General features: G+C 39.7%; 17 protein-coding genes. 9 read left to right on the forward strand and 8 right to left on the reverse strand.

Annotated elements, in window-relative coordinates:
- Positions 1-59: 59 nt before the first annotated feature.
- Positions 60-629 carry a 1,6-anhydro-N-acetylmuramyl-L-alanine amidase AmpD gene (gene ampD, locus J655_RS19335; RefSeq protein ID WP_032052796.1) on the reverse strand — a complete coding sequence of 190 codons (570 nt, stop codon included), beginning with the start codon at positions 627-629 and terminating at the stop codon, positions 60-62.
- A 171-nt stretch (positions 630-800) separates the two neighbouring features.
- On the opposite strand from ampD, the gene nadC reads away from it, so the two are divergent.
- On the forward strand, positions 801-1,646 hold the full coding sequence (gene nadC / locus J655_RS19340; RefSeq protein ID WP_017400303.1) for a carboxylating nicotinate-nucleotide diphosphorylase: 846 nt from the start codon (positions 801-803) through the stop codon (positions 1,644-1,646).
- On the opposite strand, the gene J655_RS24760 is transcribed toward nadC, so the two are convergent.
- From J655_RS24760 to J655_RS19365, 6 genes are all read right to left on the reverse strand, one after another.
- Positions 1,643-1,810: a hypothetical protein gene (locus tag J655_RS24760; RefSeq protein ID WP_000938938.1), complete on the reverse strand. Its 168-nt coding sequence runs from the start codon at positions 1,808-1,810 to the stop codon at positions 1,643-1,645. The genes nadC and J655_RS24760 overlap by 4 nt on opposite strands.
- 434 nt (positions 1,811-2,244) lie before the next feature.
- On the reverse strand, positions 2,245-4,413 hold the full coding sequence (locus tag J655_RS19350; protein ID WP_031968841.1) for a phosphocholine-specific phospholipase C: 2,169 nt from the start codon (positions 4,411-4,413) through the stop codon (positions 2,245-2,247).
- Between the two features lie 21 nt (positions 4,414-4,434).
- The gene (locus J655_RS25670; RefSeq protein ID WP_255787789.1) at positions 4,435-4,569 is read right to left on the reverse strand and encodes a hypothetical protein; all 135 of its coding nucleotides are present in this window, start codon (positions 4,567-4,569) and stop codon (positions 4,435-4,437) included.
- Positions 4,570-4,702: 133 nt separating this feature from the next.
- Complete coding sequence (rph, locus tag J655_RS19355) at positions 4,703-5,419, reverse strand: ribonuclease PH (RefSeq protein ID WP_002120794.1); 717 nt, start codon at positions 5,417-5,419, stop codon at positions 4,703-4,705.
- 159 nt (positions 5,420-5,578) lie between these two features.
- Entirely contained in the window at positions 5,579-6,721 is a 1,143-nt protein-coding gene (locus J655_RS19360) for a fatty acid desaturase family protein (protein WP_081035525.1), read from the reverse strand.
- A gap of 30 nt (positions 6,722-6,751) precedes the next feature.
- Positions 6,752-7,777 carry a ferredoxin reductase gene (locus J655_RS19365; protein WP_032052798.1) on the reverse strand — a complete coding sequence of 342 codons (1,026 nt, stop codon included), beginning with the start codon at positions 7,775-7,777 and terminating at the stop codon, positions 6,752-6,754.
- Positions 7,778-7,950: 173 nt separating this feature from the next.
- Between J655_RS19365 and J655_RS19370 the strand changes: the two genes are divergently transcribed.
- Positions 7,951-8,589 carry a TetR family transcriptional regulator gene (locus J655_RS19370; RefSeq protein ID WP_000027531.1) on the forward strand — a complete coding sequence of 213 codons (639 nt, stop codon included), beginning with the start codon at positions 7,951-7,953 and terminating at the stop codon, positions 8,587-8,589.
- Positions 8,590-8,727: 138 nt separating this feature from the next.
- Positions 8,728-9,375 (forward strand): TetR/AcrR family transcriptional regulator, encoded by a 648-nt coding sequence (locus J655_RS19375; protein WP_002120773.1) that lies wholly within the window; start codon positions 8,728-8,730, stop codon positions 9,373-9,375.
- Positions 9,376-9,464: 89 nt separating this feature from the next.
- Here J655_RS19375 and J655_RS19380 read toward each other — a convergent pair whose 3' ends face one another.
- The gene (locus tag J655_RS19380) at positions 9,465-10,082 is read right to left on the reverse strand and encodes a thiol:disulfide interchange protein DsbA/DsbL (RefSeq protein ID WP_005804825.1); all 618 of its coding nucleotides are present in this window, start codon (positions 10,080-10,082) and stop codon (positions 9,465-9,467) included.
- A 180-nt stretch (positions 10,083-10,262) separates the two neighbouring features.
- Here J655_RS19380 and ubiG point away from each other — a divergent pair, with 180 nt between their 5' ends.
- From ubiG to argA, 6 genes are all read left to right on the forward strand, one after another.
- On the forward strand, positions 10,263-10,976 hold the full coding sequence (ubiG, locus tag J655_RS19385; protein ID WP_005804826.1) for a bifunctional 2-polyprenyl-6-hydroxyphenol methylase/3-demethylubiquinol 3-O-methyltransferase UbiG: 714 nt from the start codon (positions 10,263-10,265) through the stop codon (positions 10,974-10,976).
- The gene (locus J655_RS19390) at positions 10,973-11,674 is read left to right on the forward strand and encodes an HAD family hydrolase (RefSeq protein WP_081403807.1); all 702 of its coding nucleotides are present in this window, start codon (positions 10,973-10,975) and stop codon (positions 11,672-11,674) included. The genes ubiG and J655_RS19390 overlap by 4 nt, the downstream gene beginning before the upstream one ends.
- A 68-nt stretch (positions 11,675-11,742) precedes the next feature.
- Positions 11,743-12,489: a YciK family oxidoreductase gene (locus tag J655_RS19395; RefSeq protein WP_002120710.1), complete on the forward strand. Its 747-nt coding sequence runs from the start codon at positions 11,743-11,745 to the stop codon at positions 12,487-12,489.
- A gap of 215 nt (positions 12,490-12,704) precedes the next feature.
- Complete coding sequence (locus J655_RS19400; RefSeq protein WP_005071792.1) at positions 12,705-13,118, forward strand: RcnB family protein; 414 nt, start codon at positions 12,705-12,707, stop codon at positions 13,116-13,118.
- A gap of 212 nt (positions 13,119-13,330) precedes the next feature.
- On the forward strand, positions 13,331-13,660 hold the full coding sequence (locus J655_RS19405) for an RcnB family protein (protein WP_002120775.1): 330 nt from the start codon (positions 13,331-13,333) through the stop codon (positions 13,658-13,660).
- Between the two features lie 120 nt (positions 13,661-13,780).
- Positions 13,781-15,136, forward strand: a complete 1,356-nt coding sequence (argA, locus tag J655_RS19410) for an amino-acid N-acetyltransferase (RefSeq protein WP_016802669.1) — start codon at positions 13,781-13,783, stop codon at positions 15,134-15,136.
- Positions 15,137-15,360: the final 224 nt, after the last annotated feature.

Genomic DNA, 15,360 nt, shown 5'->3' on the forward strand with positions numbered 1-15,360 from the left:
CGAAAGACGCTATTGTAATGAAACTAGAAAATCTTTTCGTTGTGAAATGATGAATGAACTCAAGTTTTTTTCTGTGCTAACAGTTGTCTAAAGTGTTGCCATTTAAAATAAGGCCCCGGATCGGTTTTTCGGCCTGGTGCAATGTCTGAATGCCCTGCAATATGGTTTTTAATTTCAGGATAAGCCTGACGGATAGCGGTAACAACGTCAGTTAGCACTTCATATTGTACGTCTTCAAAAGGTAAATCATCACTTCCTTCAAGTTCTATACCAATTGAATAATCATTGCATTCTACTTTGGCTAAATAATTTGAACGCCCTGCATGCCATGCTCTCTCATTAAAGTTAACAAACTGTAGGACTTCACCTGTTCGTAAAATTAACAGATGTGTAGAAACCTGCATGCCTTCAATAGTCTGAAAATAAGGATGAACTGACCAATCTAACTTGTTTTGAAAAAACTGCTCAATATAGCCACCTCCAAATTGAGACGGTGGCAAACTAATATTATGAACCACAATCATTTGAATTTCGGTGCCAGTCGGACGCTGGTTAAAATTTGGAGAAGGGATTTGTCTCGCCCCTTTTAATTGTCCATCTATAACTTCATACGCTGTGATTTGCTTCATTGAGACGCCAATAAATTGCTTGCCAATTGTTTTAGTTTAAAACAGTTATGTGCTTTTCAAAGTAGTAAATGCGATTGTTTATCGCGATTAATCTCATAAAATAGCTTATTTTTCAGGTCGACGGTGCTAATATATCGCAAGTTTTAGGGTCATCGACAAAATGGAAACCGTATGAGCATACCTCAGTCTTTGCTTGAACAATCAATTCAAATCAATATTCAACAAGCATTACAAGAAGATATTGGGGACGGTGACATTACCGCTATGCTCACACCTGAAGATGAACAGGCAACTGCAACCATTATTAGCCGCGAAGATATGGTCTTAGCTGGCCAACCGTGGGTTAATGCGCTCATCTCAGCTTATGACAACACTGTACAGGTGATTTGGTTAAAACAAGAAGGTGAACGTGTTGCTGCAAACGAAGCCTTTTTAAAGCTTGCAGGTTCTGCACGTAGCTTACTGACTGTAGAGCGCCCTGCTTTAAACTTTATTCAAACTTTATCTGCTGTTGCTACAAAAACTGCTGAATATGTTCAGCATCTTGAAGGTTTAAATACAAAACTTCTCGATACACGTAAAACCCTACCGGGCTTACGTATTGCACAAAAATATGCTGTGGCTATTGGCGGCGGACAAAACCATCGTCTTGGTTTATTTGATGCGTTCTTAATTAAAGAAAACCATATTATGGCAGCGGGTGGTATTGCTCAAGCAATCACCAAAGCACATCAAATTGCACCAGGCAAACCTGTTGAAGTCGAAGTTGAAACTTGGGATGAGCTAAATCAAGCACTTGAAGCTGGTGCTGACATTGTCATGCTCGATAACTTCAGTCAACAGCAAATGATTGATGCCGTAAAACACGTGGCGGGTCGCTGTAAACTCGAAGCATCTGGCAATATCACTATTGAAAACTTGCGTGAAGTAGCCACTACTGGCGTTGACTATATTTCTATGGGCGTCCTAACCAAAGACGTTAGAGCTGTTGATTTATCTATGCGTTTTAATGCTTAGATAAAATCTGCGTCATTATTAGTGTTTTTTTGCGACTTGGTCATGTCTGCCGCTTGTGTTTTTTGCCACGCTGACTGAGTCGCTTGTGCCCCACCATCACGTGGGTCAGCAGCCATTAAAACAAATGTAACTACTGCTAGTAATACAATAAAACCTTGTAGCATAAATTTTCCCCATTACTTTAAAAAATTCAGGGTTTCAAGGTAAAAGATAAATATGACCAGGCTTAGGAGATTCTGTTACAAAAGGTAAGCCTTTATTTTTATTATTCATCTATACGACAGCATATTTCCACATAATATTTTATATCAACAGCATAACTCCCTTTATTTACTATCGTGACATGGATATATCTTTTCCTACGCGAAAGAGTCTTATCGCTTAGAATTTTTTGCCAACAGCCCATTCTGTTACTTTGGTTTTGCCCAAAGTAAGCAAAGGCATTGTCATCTGCAAAACCTGCCCACTTTCATCCTCTATCCTATTTTGTTGCAAAAATAAGATCCTTATAGATTATAGACAGGTTGCAGATGACTTTTAGCACCAGTTAATGAGGAATAAATTTCGATACCTACATTAAGGGAAATAACTTACCAACCTAAGACTCTAGATAACCCATATAAGGATCAGAAATTGAATCTTCTTGAGTTTCAATACGTCCTGCAAAACGACGACTAAACGTAGCATCATCAGCTAAAGTCACAGTGAAGTCATACCAACCACCAAATTCAGACATATCCCAAACCAGTTCTTTTTCAGAACTATTGGTTTCAATCGTCCATGTCTTGTTTGGAAGATAAGCATTTGCTTTGACGTTGAGCTTGACTGACTTATTACCATCATGACGCACTTTTAAATACAAATTCGCATCACACTCTTCCACACATACTCTAATTTCCGGTAATGCTTGAGTCTGGTTAGCTTGACTCAAATTACCTTTAAACGCACGGTGGAAACCATTTGGTCCGAGTACCCACAAATCGTACTGCCCATTTGTAGCATTCCATACATCATCGAGCTGTTTACCTGCCTCAACCATATAACGACGTGGAATTGCCGTAAGATCAAATCGGTTATAGACATGGAAAACGGCTGCCTGTTTACCTGTATTAGAGAACATCAGCTTAATCGTTTTTTGAGTGGTATCGACTTTGGCACTGGTGTGCAAAATATATGGCAAAGCACGTGATGGCCTAATTCCCATTTCCTGCTGAGGAAATTGCTGCTGGCTCGGAACAGGAACTTGTGGCAATAAAGCTTGAGCAACACGAATCGCATCGGCTTCGGCTTTGGTTTTCTTCCCATCGAGTTCAGCAACAGGCAGAACATTCGGTGTTTTAAAATTAAATGCCGTCGTTAAATCACCACATACAGCACGGCGGTAAGGGCTAATGTTAGGTTCTTGCACACCAAAGCGTTTTTCCAAGAACTGTAAAATAGAGGTATGGTCAAAGACTTGAGAATTTACCCATCCTCCACGGCTCCACGGCGAAATCACATACATTGGAACGCGTACACCTGGTCCATACACTCGACCATCTGGCTTAGGTTGAGATTTTGAAGTCGCTACTGCTGGATGGTTAAAGTACTCATAAGATACTTGCTGATCGTTTAAAGTCGTTTTTCCATATACAACACCGTTTACATCTTTAGAAGGTGCACTTGGTGAGGGAATATGGTCAAAGAAACCGTCATTTTCATCGAAGTTCACCAATAAAACAGTTTGGCTCCACAGCTCAGGGTTTTCAGTTAATGCATTTAATACTTCTTGAATATACCAGGCACCTTGTACAGGACTAGATGGCCCCGGATGTTCACTGTAAGTTGCAGGAGCGACCAACCAACTCACCTGCGGTAATTTACCTTGTGCGATATCAGCTTTAAAAGTTCCTAAAAAACCACCGTCCGGCATGGTATTGGCAATACCTTTGTAAAGTGGTTGAGTCGCATCAATCTTTTCATCGTATGCTGGACACGTTAGTGTGTCGTTACTAACAGGTTGACCAGATTGCTCATTTGCACGGCGATACTGTTTGAAACCAGCTAAAGGGTTATCGGTAAAGTTATCTGGCATATTTTGATAAACTTTCCATGTCACGCCAGCTTGCTGTAAGCGCTCAGGATACGTCGTCCACTCATAACCTTCTGTTGATGCCCCAATCCCATCAAATTCATTTACAACACTCGCAACACCTGCACCTGTAGGACCATTCGTTCCAGTCCAAATAAACTTACGGTTTGGGTTGGTCCCAGCATGCATAGCACAGTGGTAAGCATCACAAATGGTAAAAGCATTCGCTAAAGCAAACTGATATTCGACTTCTTGTTTTTTATAGTAGCCCATCGACTGTGGTTTTTTATAAGCGACCCAATCACTCATACGGCCATTGTCCCAAGCTGCTTGACCATCAGACCATGAGTGAGGTGTACCTGAAACACGCTGAGCATTTCCTAAACGACTATCTAAATGGTAAGGCAATACCTTCTTTTTATTCGCATCATATTGTTCCCAAACCTTTCGGCTTTCCGTCATTGGAATCGTAAACCGATCACCAAAACCACGTACACCTTTTAATGTTCCGAAATAATTATCGAAAGAACGGTTTTCCTGAGTCAAAATCACGATGTGTTTAACATCTTGAATAGTTCCACTTTCAACTTTGGCATCAATAGCTAAGGCTTTTTGAATACTCAGCGGGAAACTCGCTAAAGCAGCTGTCCCAAACATGGTTTTTGTAGAATTTAAAAGAAATTCGCGACGATTCATTAGTTCTATCCTGAGTTCTTATTATGGTGCACAGTGCATTTTGCAATTACTGGTGGGCGGTGTTGTTGGCGATGAATTATCTGAGTCATTATCATCGTTACAAGCACTGAGCATGAGTGCTAAAGAAGTAATTAATAAAAGTGAAAGTTTTCGCATTGGTTTTTTCCAAACGGTTTAAATGCGAACTACTAATAAAGCCTTAAAGTGACAGGCAAGTGATGTTTTTATGTCGATTTGATGAAGGCATAAAAAAACGCATCCGAAGATGCGTTTTTCAGAAAGCGTAAAATTACCAGCCTAAAGCTTCTTGTTGCTTTTTAATGAGCTCGGCAATCCCTTTTTCAGCCATTTCTAACATGGCATTGCTTTGAGCGCGGGTAAACGGTTTGTCTTCGGCAGTACCTTGAATTTCAATAAACTCGCCAGCTTGTGTCATTACTACATTTAAGTCAGTTTGACAGTTCGAGTCTTCTTCATAGCAAAGGTCAAGCAACACTTCGTCTTGATACATACCGACAGAAATCGCAGCAACCAACCCTTTAAGCGGATCATGCTTAATTTTCTTTTGAGACAATAAAACATTCATCGCATCAACTAATGCTACAGCAGCACCAGTGATTGAAGCAGTACGCGTACCACCATCAGCCTGAATCACGTCACAGTCGATGGTAATCGTGTTTTCACCAAGCTTTTTCAAATCAACCATTGCACGTAAGCTACGGCCAATCAAACGTTGGATTTCTTGAGTACGACCAGTTTGTTTACCACGAGCCGCTTCACGATCACAACGTGAATGTGTTGAACGCGGTAACATGCCATATTCTGCCGTTACCCAGCCTTGGCCTTGGCCTTTTAAAAAGCGTGGCACTGAGTTATCAATGCTTGCAGTACAGAGGACTTTGGTGTGACCAAATTCGACCAGCACAGAACCTTCAGCATAACGGGTGTAGTTTCGTGTAATTTTCACTTCACGTAATTGGTCTAATGCACGTTGGTCAATACGCATAATCCTTCCTAATTTCTCTTAAATACAAACTTGGGCATAGTATAGCAAAGGATTTTGACAGGTTGAGTTTATTCCCTACTTTCAAATGTAAGTCTGCAAGTTTCATAACTCAAAAATAAAAATAGCCCCTAAAAAGGAGCTATTTGGGATTAACTGAGATTATGCAAATTTAAATTTTGCCTTTAACTTTTCCAATGTCTGCATCACTTTTCCAGTGGTATGGTTTGGCAGTGAACATTTCGCTAAACGTACCCATACACTCCAGAACTGACGCATAAAGTTCGCTTCGTTATAGTTAATACCATATTCAGCGCAAAGTGCCTTAATTTTCGGGGCTACTTCTTTATAACGATTAGCTGGCATATCTGGAAATAAATGATGCTCAATCTGATGGCTTAAGTTACCACTCATAAAATGCAGCCATTCTGTACCACTAAAATTACTTGAACCACGAATCTGGCGTAAGTACCACTCTGCCTTAGTTTCAGTGTCTGTATTATCAGGCTCAAACGTTTCTGCATCTTCAGTAAAGTGACCATTAAAAATCACCGCAGATGACCACAAGTTACGAATAATATTCGCAACTACATTTCCTGCAAAAACCGGTAAAAACATAGGACCAGAGATCACAGGGAAAAACACATAGTCTTTTAAGACTTGGCGTGTGGCTTTTTTACGGACTTTAGCCGAATCTTTCCACACCTGTTTCCAGCTCTTGGTTTTATAAACTAATGCATCTTCAAGATGTAAGTTTTGCACGCCTACATACCACTCAAAGAAAAACATTAACTGTAGACCAAGTGGAATATTAAACAGGTGGCGAGGTTCCCACTTCTGTTGATCACTTACTCGCAAAAGACCATAACCGACATCATGGTCTTTACCGACAATATTGGTATAGGTGTGGTGCACATAGTTATGTGTTTCACGCCAGTCATCACCAGAGGCAATGGTATCCCAATCGTAAGTATTACCGTTCAGGCTTGGTTCATTTAACCAGTCAAACTGACCGTGCATGACGTTATGACCAAGTTCCATATTTTCTACAATTTTAGAAATACCTAATAAGCCTGTGCCTAGTAGCCAGACTGGCGGAATCCAACCACCAAACATCAACATACCACGTGAAGCGATTTCGGTGTAGCGAACAAAATTACGCACTTTGTAGATATATTTCGCGTCTTGTTCACCAAGGCTTTGCATCACGTCTTGGCGAATCTGCTCAACACGGCGACCAAACTCTTCAGTCTGTTCAGGTGTTAAATGAGCAGATTTAGAAACAGTAGAAAGTTCTAATGCCATATTCATAGGGTTAATCCTCTTTAATTCTTTTTATAGATCAATTGTGACTGGGCTTAATGCCTGGCTCACGCATAGTTTAATTGGGCGGTTCGGTTGATCTTCAATTTCACCAGTTAATAGGTTTTGAGTAACTCCGCTTACCTTGGTACAGCTGCATTTATTGCAGACACCCATACGGCAACCATGTTGTGGGCGTAAACCAGCTTGCTCTGCACTGCTCAGTAAATTTGTTTCAGCTAAAAACTCGTGTTGAGCACGGCGGAAAATAACAGGCTGTGCTGCATGTGTACCAGTCACTTGAAGTGGCTGAAAATACTCTTGATGAAGCTGCGACTGAGCACCTTTTTGTGCATAAATTTCATTGGCTTTCTGCATCATGCCATGATGACCACAAACATAAGTTGCTGTCTGCTCAAAATCTGGAACCAGCTTTTGCAGTAAGCTTTCAGTTAAATGCTGCTTTTGCTCGGTGGTATTAAAAAAATGATATTGAAGCTGTGGGTACTGCTCTGCCAAAGCTTTTAATTCAGCATGAAAAATTTCCGCACGATTAAAATAAATGACATGAATTTGTTCAAGCTGCTGTTTCAAAGCTTGCTGCAAGAGTGAATAAATTGCAGTTATACCGCTTCCTGACGCAATCAAAATTGCAGGATGCTGACCTTGGTGCAAAATAAAATCACCTTGTGGCTGTGAAATCTCAACACACTCGCCCACATGTAATAGTTGAGCTGCACGAGACACCAAACCTTGTACTTTAATGCCTAAAGCAATTTCACCTTGCGTTGTCACTTCAATAATCGAGTAACTACGTTGTTGGTAAACGCCATCGATAAGCAAAGTCAGCAAAATACTTTGACCTGCGCGGACCTGATCGAAATTAAAATTACGATTCGGTTTAAGTCTAATGAGCACCATATCGGTATGCAGTGGCTGAACTGCAGTAACTTCTGCAAGTACCCTTTTCCACGCCCAAGTCACGTTAATTTTCTGCAAGACAAAATCAACGAAATCTTCTCGAACCCAATGTGGCTGATAACTAAGTGTTGCGTTCATACGTTCCTCTTTTGTATCTGGCTATTTATTTGAGTGAACACATGTTCGTATAGTGAACATATGTACACTATATTTATAACTGTTCACTCAGTCAACACTTGTTCACTATTTTTTTTATGAAAGTTTGCTCTTTTTTGTTAGACTTTGGCTCACGGTTTAAATAGGTTCTTTTAATGTCGATACGGGATGAACGAAAACAGCAAAGTCGTCAGGCACTTCTCGATGCAGCCTTGCATCTAAGCACGTCTGGGCGTTCGTTCAGTAGTATCAGTTTGCGTGAAGTTGCACGTGAAGTAGGTTTAGTACCGACAGCGTTCTACCGTCATTTTCAGGACATGGATGAACTCGGCAAAGAACTGGTTGACCAAGTTGCCCTACATTTAAAAAGCGTTTTACATCAATTAGGTCAAAGTTATTTACAACATAAATCTGCTAAAACCCAAACCAGTATTGAGCTATTTGTGCAGGCGGTGAATCATAGCCCTAAGCAATGGCAATTTATGATTGCTGAACGTTGGGGAGGCTCAGAAACGGTTCGTGCAGCAATTGCCAGAGAAATTGAATTCCTGATTGAAGATCTAACAACTGATCTTACTAAACTCGAAAATTTTAAACATATTCAAAATCCTCAAGACTTAAATGTTTTATCTACCATTTTGACTAATATGTCATTTACATGGGCAATGACGTGGCTCAACCTATCGAAACAATATCAAGGTGAACAGCTCAAGCTGCAACAAATAGCCTTTATTGAAAATGCTTCTACACAAGTTCGCTTACTCTTTAGAGGCATTGCAAACTGGGAACGATAGAAGCGGCAAATGACAAAAAACAGGTTATGTGGTAATACGTAAAGAGAGAAAGAAAAAGGCTAAAAATTTCGAGAAAAGTCTTTTTCTTTTTTACAGGAAGTAAACTATTAGTTAGGCCAAACTGGTGTGGGAATACCTATGAATCTTGATCGTCATACACAGTTTTTGATGCGTAAAGAAAAAATTCTGAGCGTGGCAGAAAAGTTGTTATTAGAAAACAATCAGGAAATTACTCTAGATGAGTTAGTGGCCGAGCTAGATATTGCTAAAGGCACACTTTATAAGCATTTTAGAAGTAAAAATGAGCTTCTACTTGAGCTCATTATTCAAAATGAAAAGCAAATTTTAGAAATTTCTAAAAAATATAATACAGATTTCAAAGAATATGCTCCTCATTACATGCTTCATCATTTACTTGCACCAGGGAAAACGATTCTATTGCATCAACTTGAAGAAAATCTGACGATGACAGAGTCTAAGTTGAAGCATCTTTTCGAAGAGCTTTATGAAATTCGCCAACAGCGTATTTTGGCAATTAAAGATATTACTGAAAATTATTTAAAATCATTGAATTATGATATGTCGATTCGTGATTATTTGTCTTATATCTGGTCACTGACTTACGGTGCATCACTGCTTTTAAATTCTACTTATTACCAACGTTCGATTGGTTCTCGCCAAAAATTAATTAATTTATATATTAATCAGGCATTATCACTGCCGACTCAAACAGCTAATTTTGATGTTTTAAATTTTCAGATTGAAGATGAAAATCAGCAAAATTAATTGAATTATTTCGTGATAATTAACGATAAATTAAATATAAAAATGGGCTTCACATGAAGCCCATTTTTTTGAAGTAAAGCCTAAACAACTTATTTTGCTTTACGTTCTTTCTCAATTAAATAATTAAGAACTTGAGTGACTTTACCATCTTCACCCTGCACAACATATTTACCATTCACGACAACTGCAGGTACGCCTGTTAATTGGTACTGTTGAGCAAGTTTATTTGACTCGGCAACTTTTGCAGTCACAGCAAACGAGTTGTAAGTACTATTAAATTTCTGCTCAGGTACGCCATAACGAGTAAAGAATTTCGCAGCAGAAGCCTGATCAAAAATTTGTTGACCGTTTACTTGAATCGCATGGAATAGTGGTAAATGCGTACGTTTACGTACACCTAATGCCTCAGATGTATAATACGTACGCGCCCCTTGTTCCCACATTTTATTCATTGCAGCAGGTGTACGTACAAAACGTACATCTTTAGGAATCTGTTTTAACCACGTTTGCATATGCGGTTCAAGTTTAAAACAGTGTGGGCATCCATACCAAAAGAACTCTCGAACTTCGATTTTCCCCGGAACTTCCACTTTGCCTGGATTGGCAATCACGGTGTAGTCTTTACCAGCAACAAAATCTGCTGCCATTGCACCACCCGATACGGCCATAATTGCTGCACTCAAACCACCCAAAACCAATTTTTTCATTGCTACAGCTTTTCCTCTAAGTTGTTATGCATTAGCTTATGCCCTAAATATAAAACAAATATGCTAAATTCGTTTTGCTTCTGTGAAGTTTTTTATTGGGTTTATCGCTTTTTTCCCAATAATCGCTACACTAACGGCGAACTACATCCAAAAAGATAACTCAAGTTTAGAGGTAGCACCATGTCGCAATTGAATGTTGATTTACAAGAAATCGCAAAGTTTGAAGCACTTGCTGCCAAATGGTGGGATCAACATTCTGAATTTCGCCCCCTTCACCAGATCAATCCACTACGTCTTAACTGGATTGATGAACGTGCAGGCGGTCTCGCTGGTAAAAAAGTACTTGATGTCGGCTGTGGTGGCGGTATCTTGGCCGAAAGCATGGCACGTCGTGGCGCAGATGTATTAGGTATCGATATGGGTGAAGCACCTCTAGCTGTCGGCCGTTTACATGCTCAGCAAGAAAATGTTCAAAATATTGAATATCGTCAAATTCCTGTAGAGGAATTAGCACAAGAACAGGCTGGTCAATATGACGTGGTGACTTGTATGGAAATGATGGAACACGTTCCAGATCCAGCATCTATTGTAAAAGCTTGTCAGGCTCTGGTTAAACCGGGCGGCCATGTGTTCTTCTCGACCATTAACCGTAACCCAAAATCTTATTTATTTGCCATTATTGGTGCAGAGTACGTCCTACGCATGTTGCCAAAAGGTACGCATGATTATCATAAATTTATTCGACCATCTGAAATGGCACATGATATTCGTAATGCAGGTCTTACGTTAAAAGAAATGACTGGACTACATTACAACCCACTGACCAAGCATTACTGGTTAGCGCCAAATGTTGACGTTAACTATATGGTTCATACGATTAATACAGGTGCATGATGAAAGCTGTTTTATTTGATTTAGACGGTACGCTTATCGATACAGCTGCGGATTTCATTCGTATTATTCAGCAAATGTGCCGTGATGCAAGACGCCCTGTTGTAGAAGCCGATCTTATTCGCACTCAGGTGTCTGAAGGTGCACGTGCGATGGTGAAATTGGTCTATCCAGAGCTGGATGTGGCCAATCCAATTTTCTTGGCACATCGTCAAAACTTTTTAGATCTGTACGGCAATAATATTGTGGTTGATACAGATCTGTTTGAAGGCATGTATCCACTCTTAGAAGAGTTAGAAGCTGCACAAATCCCCTGGGGTATTGTGACCAACAAACCGCGCGGATTAAGTGAATCTCTTTTAGAAAAGTTAAATCTGACCGAACGCTGTGCAGTTTTGGTATGTCCTGAAGATGTCAGTAAAACCAAGCCAGATCCAGAACCAATGTATTTGGCCGCTAAACAGTTGAATATCCCAGCAAATGAAATTATCTATGTGGGTGACCATCCACGTGATATTGATGCTGGTCGCAATGCCGATATGTATACCATCTTGGCAGCTTATGGCTATTTACCTATCGAACACCGTGATGATTTAGCATCATGGCAGGCCGATTCGATTGTAAATACAGTGACAGAATTACACGATATGTTACGTCAAAAGCTTCCTGCTCTACAGGAAAATCAGCGTATGATAAGTTAACATCAGAGTTTTATAGACTTTTTTAACGGCTATTCGTTTTATCAATATAAAAAGAAGGAGGTTTACCAATGAAATATTCAGAATACCAACCTCGTCCGGATCTACTCAAAGATCGAATTATTTTAATTACCGGTGCTGGTGATGGAATTGGGCGAGCTGCGGCTCTAAGTTATGCCCTACATGGTGCAACCGTTGTCCTGCATGGTAGAACCTTAAATAAACTTGAAGTTATTTATGATGAAATTGAGAGTCTAGGTGCACCTCAACCCGCGATTTTACCGCTACAGCTTTCAAGTGCATCTGACCGTGATTATGATTTTTTAGTCGATACGCTCGAAAAGCAGTTTGGGCGTCTAGACGGTATTTTGCATAATGCGGGTATTTTAGGTGAACGTGTAGAGCTAGCACATTATCCTACAGAAGTATGGGATGACGTAATGGCAGTTAACTTACGTGCTCCGTTTGCCCTCACTCAAGCTCTATTACCACTTTTGCAAAAGTCAGAAAATGCCTCTGTTGTATTTACCAGCTCGGGTGTAGGCCGTGAAGCACGAGCTTTATGGGGCGCATATTCTGTCTCCAAAATTGCAATTGAAGCAGTGAGTAAAATTTTTGCAGCGGAAAATACTTATCCAAATATCCGCTTTAATTGCATTAATCCTGGCGCAACACGTACTGCAATGCGTGCGAAAGCCTACCCACAAGAAGATCCGAAGACACTACCTACACCAGAGTCTATCTTGCCTGCTTACCTCTATTTAATGGGTGAAGACAGCTTGGCACTCAATGGTCAAAGTATTGATGCGCAGGATTAAAAAGTTAAAGATGAAAAGTTAAATTTAATTACGGCCAATCATCAAATCTGGCTTGCCTATACCTGAAAAGATATACAAGCCTTTTTTATTATTGATAAAAACCCTTGATCTATCCGTAATTTTAATTGAACCATTAAATGATCTTCACAGTTTCTCTGCATTTTGCGCGTAGAGTATTCAACATGAGAGACATCAGATGTAAACGAGGATGCATCATGAAAAAGTTGTTCACCATCTTAGCCCTATGCATAACCGTACTGACCACCAGTATGGCGAGCTTTGCTGATCCCCCTTTTGACCGAGGCCATGGCCCTAAAGGTCCTAAAGGCGGAGGACCACGCGGTGAGTGGAATGATCGTGGGCCAGGATTTGGGCGTGATCATGATGATGATCGTATCCGTGACGAACGCCGTATGCGCGAAGAGCGTGGCTTTGAACGCTTAAAACAACATCGCTGGCAGCCTGGCTATGTTATGCCACAGCACTATCGTGGTAATGGCTATAAAGTCGACTATAAAGACAGTAACTTGCCAAAACCAGGCCGTAATCAGCAATGGTATAAAATCAACAATGACTATATTTTAGTCGACACAGATTCTAATAGCATTGTGAGTATTCGTGGTTTTTAAGGCGATAGACCCTCGCTATCGCTGAATAAAAAGGATAAAGCCTCTGGGTTTTATCCTTTTTTATTTTTTATATTCTTAAATGATGAATTTTCTTAATTTCTTCTTATTTCATAGAGAGTTTTCACATTTATTCTTCTTGGCCTCCACGATTTATCTGCAATTGTTCACTAATCTTTAATTATTGAAATTCAGCTCATCATTCGAGGTTTACAATGAAAAAATTAACAACAGCGATTGTTCTTTCTCTTAGTGGTTTAGTTGCAACAACAGCCATGGCAGCACCAAACGATCATAATCATCATGGCAATTACCAAAACCATGAAGTAAAAACAGTTAAAGTGATTAAAAAAGATGATCATCGCAATGCGTGGCGAGTAGGCCAGGTTGTACCGCATGAGTATCGACATTCACGTTATGTGATTGACTATCGTCAACATCAAAAATTGACTAAACCAGGTCGTTACCAAAAATGGTATAAAGTGAATGGAAATTATGTACTGGTGAATGAACAAAGTCATAAAATCATTAGAGTGGTTTACTAATTTAAAACTTTTTAAGCACCCAAATTTCAATTTGGGTGTTTTTTTATCTAAAACATGCGGCTTTAATCTTTTTTGTTTAGAATCATCTTTATATCTTTTTGCTGTTGATTCGAGATCGGTATGTCAAGTAAGCCTGTAAGTAAGTCACATAATAACACCCAGCATTATGTACACTGGTTTCGACACTCAGCGCCCTACATTAATGCTCACCGCGATAAAACATTTGTGTTGATGTTTGGTGGTGAAGCAGTCCGACATCCTAATTTCGAACATATCATTCACGACATTGCTTTATTGCACTCTCTTGGTATTCGCTTAATTCTCGTGTACGGTGCGCGTCCGCAAATTAATCAAAATCTTAAAGAAAAAGGAATCGAAACTCCTTTTTATGATAACAGCCGTATTACCACACGTGAATCTTTAAGCTGTGTCATGAGTGCTGTAGGTTCTATCCGCCTAGAAATCGAAGCATTGCTTTCTATGGGCTTAGCAAACTCGCCAATGTACGGCGCTCGCATAGATGTGGTATCAGGTAATTTTGTGACTGCTAAACCTTATGGTATTCGTGATGGCATGGATTTCCAGCTTACAGGTGAAGTTCGTTCTATCGATACAGATGCGATTGATCGACACCTCGATAATCATAATATTGTACTGCTAGGGCCAACAGGTTACTCCACTACAGGTGAGGTGTTTAACTTGCGAGCAGAAGAAGTTGCGACCAAAACTGCAACTTATTTAAAAGCAGATAAACTCATTTTTCTAGGTGAGCAACAAGGATTGCTGAATGAAGATGAGCAAATATTACGTGAATTAAGCCCACATCAACTGGACTACTATATTCAACAATACCAAACCATTAGCCCAACACTCACCTTGCATTTGCAACAGGCAAAAAAAGCATCTTTATCAGGCGTACACCGCGTTCATCTTATTTCTTATGCCTATGATGGCGCCCTTCTCGAAGAGTTATTTACTCGAGATGGTATCGGTACCATGATTACCGATGCGCATTATGAAGAAGTTCGCATGGCCAACATTCAAGATGTGGGCGGTTTAATGAATTTATTACGTCCATTAGAAGAAGAAGGTATCTTAGTTTATCGTTCGCGTGAACGTTTAGAGCAAGAGATTAGCCAGTTCGCTGTTATTGAGCGCGATGGTACGATTCTAGCGTGTGCTGCACTTTATCCAATTCCAACCGAATTTAATGAAACACGTTCAGCAGAAATTGCCTGCGTCGCAGTACACCCAAGTTATCGTAAATCGAACCGTGGTAGCCAGATTTTGCAATTCCTTGAAGAAAAGGCAAAAGAACAAGGTATTCGTCAATTATTTGTTTTAACCACCCGTACCGCCCACTGGTTCTTAGAGCACGGTTTCCATCAGGTGAGTGTTGATGACTTACCAAATGCTCGTCAGGCACTCTATAACTATCAAAGAAATTCTTTAGTCTTTAAGAAACTGCTTCCTTAGCCTTTGCTAATTTTAAGATATTCTTATTTCAGATAAGCTTAGTTCAAAAAGTACAACCGTAAACACGATTAATTTATGGTTGTACTTTTTTTAAATCTAAATTTTTTAAGATTTTAATATTTTTTATTTTATTTACATCAACTTAATCAAAATTCATTAAATATATTTCTAATAGATAAATCTTTTTTTCGCATAAGTTTATAGCCTATTGTGTTTAGCTTTTT

The organism is Acinetobacter sp. 1294243 (genome assembly GCF_000588015.1).
Lineage (GTDB): Bacteria > Pseudomonadota > Gammaproteobacteria > Pseudomonadales > Moraxellaceae > Acinetobacter > Acinetobacter pittii.

Coding starts and splice junctions, on each gene's coding strand:
- argA (WP_016802669.1), top strand. CDS start 13,781: ATGTCAAGTAAGCCTGTAAGTAAGTCACATAATAACACCCAGCATTAT.
- nadC (WP_017400303.1), top strand. CDS start 801: ATGAGCATACCTCAGTCTTTGCTTGAACAATCAATTCAAATCAATATT.
- J655_RS19375 (WP_002120773.1), top strand. CDS start 8,728: ATGAATCTTGATCGTCATACACAGTTTTTGATGCGTAAAGAAAAAATT.
- rph (WP_002120794.1), bottom strand. CDS start 5,419: ATGCGTATTGACCAACGTGCATTAGACCAATTACGTGAAGTGAAAATT.
- J655_RS19400 (WP_005071792.1), top strand. CDS start 12,705: ATGAAAAAGTTGTTCACCATCTTAGCCCTATGCATAACCGTACTGACC.
- J655_RS19405 (WP_002120775.1), top strand. CDS start 13,331: ATGAAAAAATTAACAACAGCGATTGTTCTTTCTCTTAGTGGTTTAGTT.
- J655_RS19350 (WP_031968841.1), bottom strand. CDS start 4,413: ATGAATCGTCGCGAATTTCTTTTAAATTCTACAAAAACCATGTTTGGG.
- J655_RS19395 (WP_002120710.1), top strand. CDS start 11,743: ATGAAATATTCAGAATACCAACCTCGTCCGGATCTACTCAAAGATCGA.
- ampD (WP_032052796.1), bottom strand. CDS start 629: ATGAAGCAAATCACAGCGTATGAAGTTATAGATGGACAATTAAAAGGG.
- J655_RS19370 (WP_000027531.1), top strand. CDS start 7,951: ATGTCGATACGGGATGAACGAAAACAGCAAAGTCGTCAGGCACTTCTC.
- J655_RS19390 (WP_081403807.1), top strand. CDS start 10,973: ATGATGAAAGCTGTTTTATTTGATTTAGACGGTACGCTTATCGATACA.
- J655_RS24760 (WP_000938938.1), bottom strand. CDS start 1,810: ATGCTACAAGGTTTTATTGTATTACTAGCAGTAGTTACATTTGTTTTA.
- J655_RS19380 (WP_005804825.1), bottom strand. CDS start 10,082: ATGAAAAAATTGGTTTTGGGTGGTTTGAGTGCAGCAATTATGGCCGTA.
- J655_RS19360 (WP_081035525.1), bottom strand. CDS start 6,721: ATGGCATTAGAACTTTCTACTGTTTCTAAATCTGCTCATTTAACACCT.
- ubiG (WP_005804826.1), top strand. CDS start 10,263: ATGTCGCAATTGAATGTTGATTTACAAGAAATCGCAAAGTTTGAAGCA.
- J655_RS19365 (WP_032052798.1), bottom strand. CDS start 7,777: ATGAACGCAACACTTAGTTATCAGCCACATTGGGTTCGAGAAGATTTC.
- J655_RS25670 (WP_255787789.1), bottom strand. CDS start 4,569: ATGCGAAAACTTTCACTTTTATTAATTACTTCTTTAGCACTCATGCTC.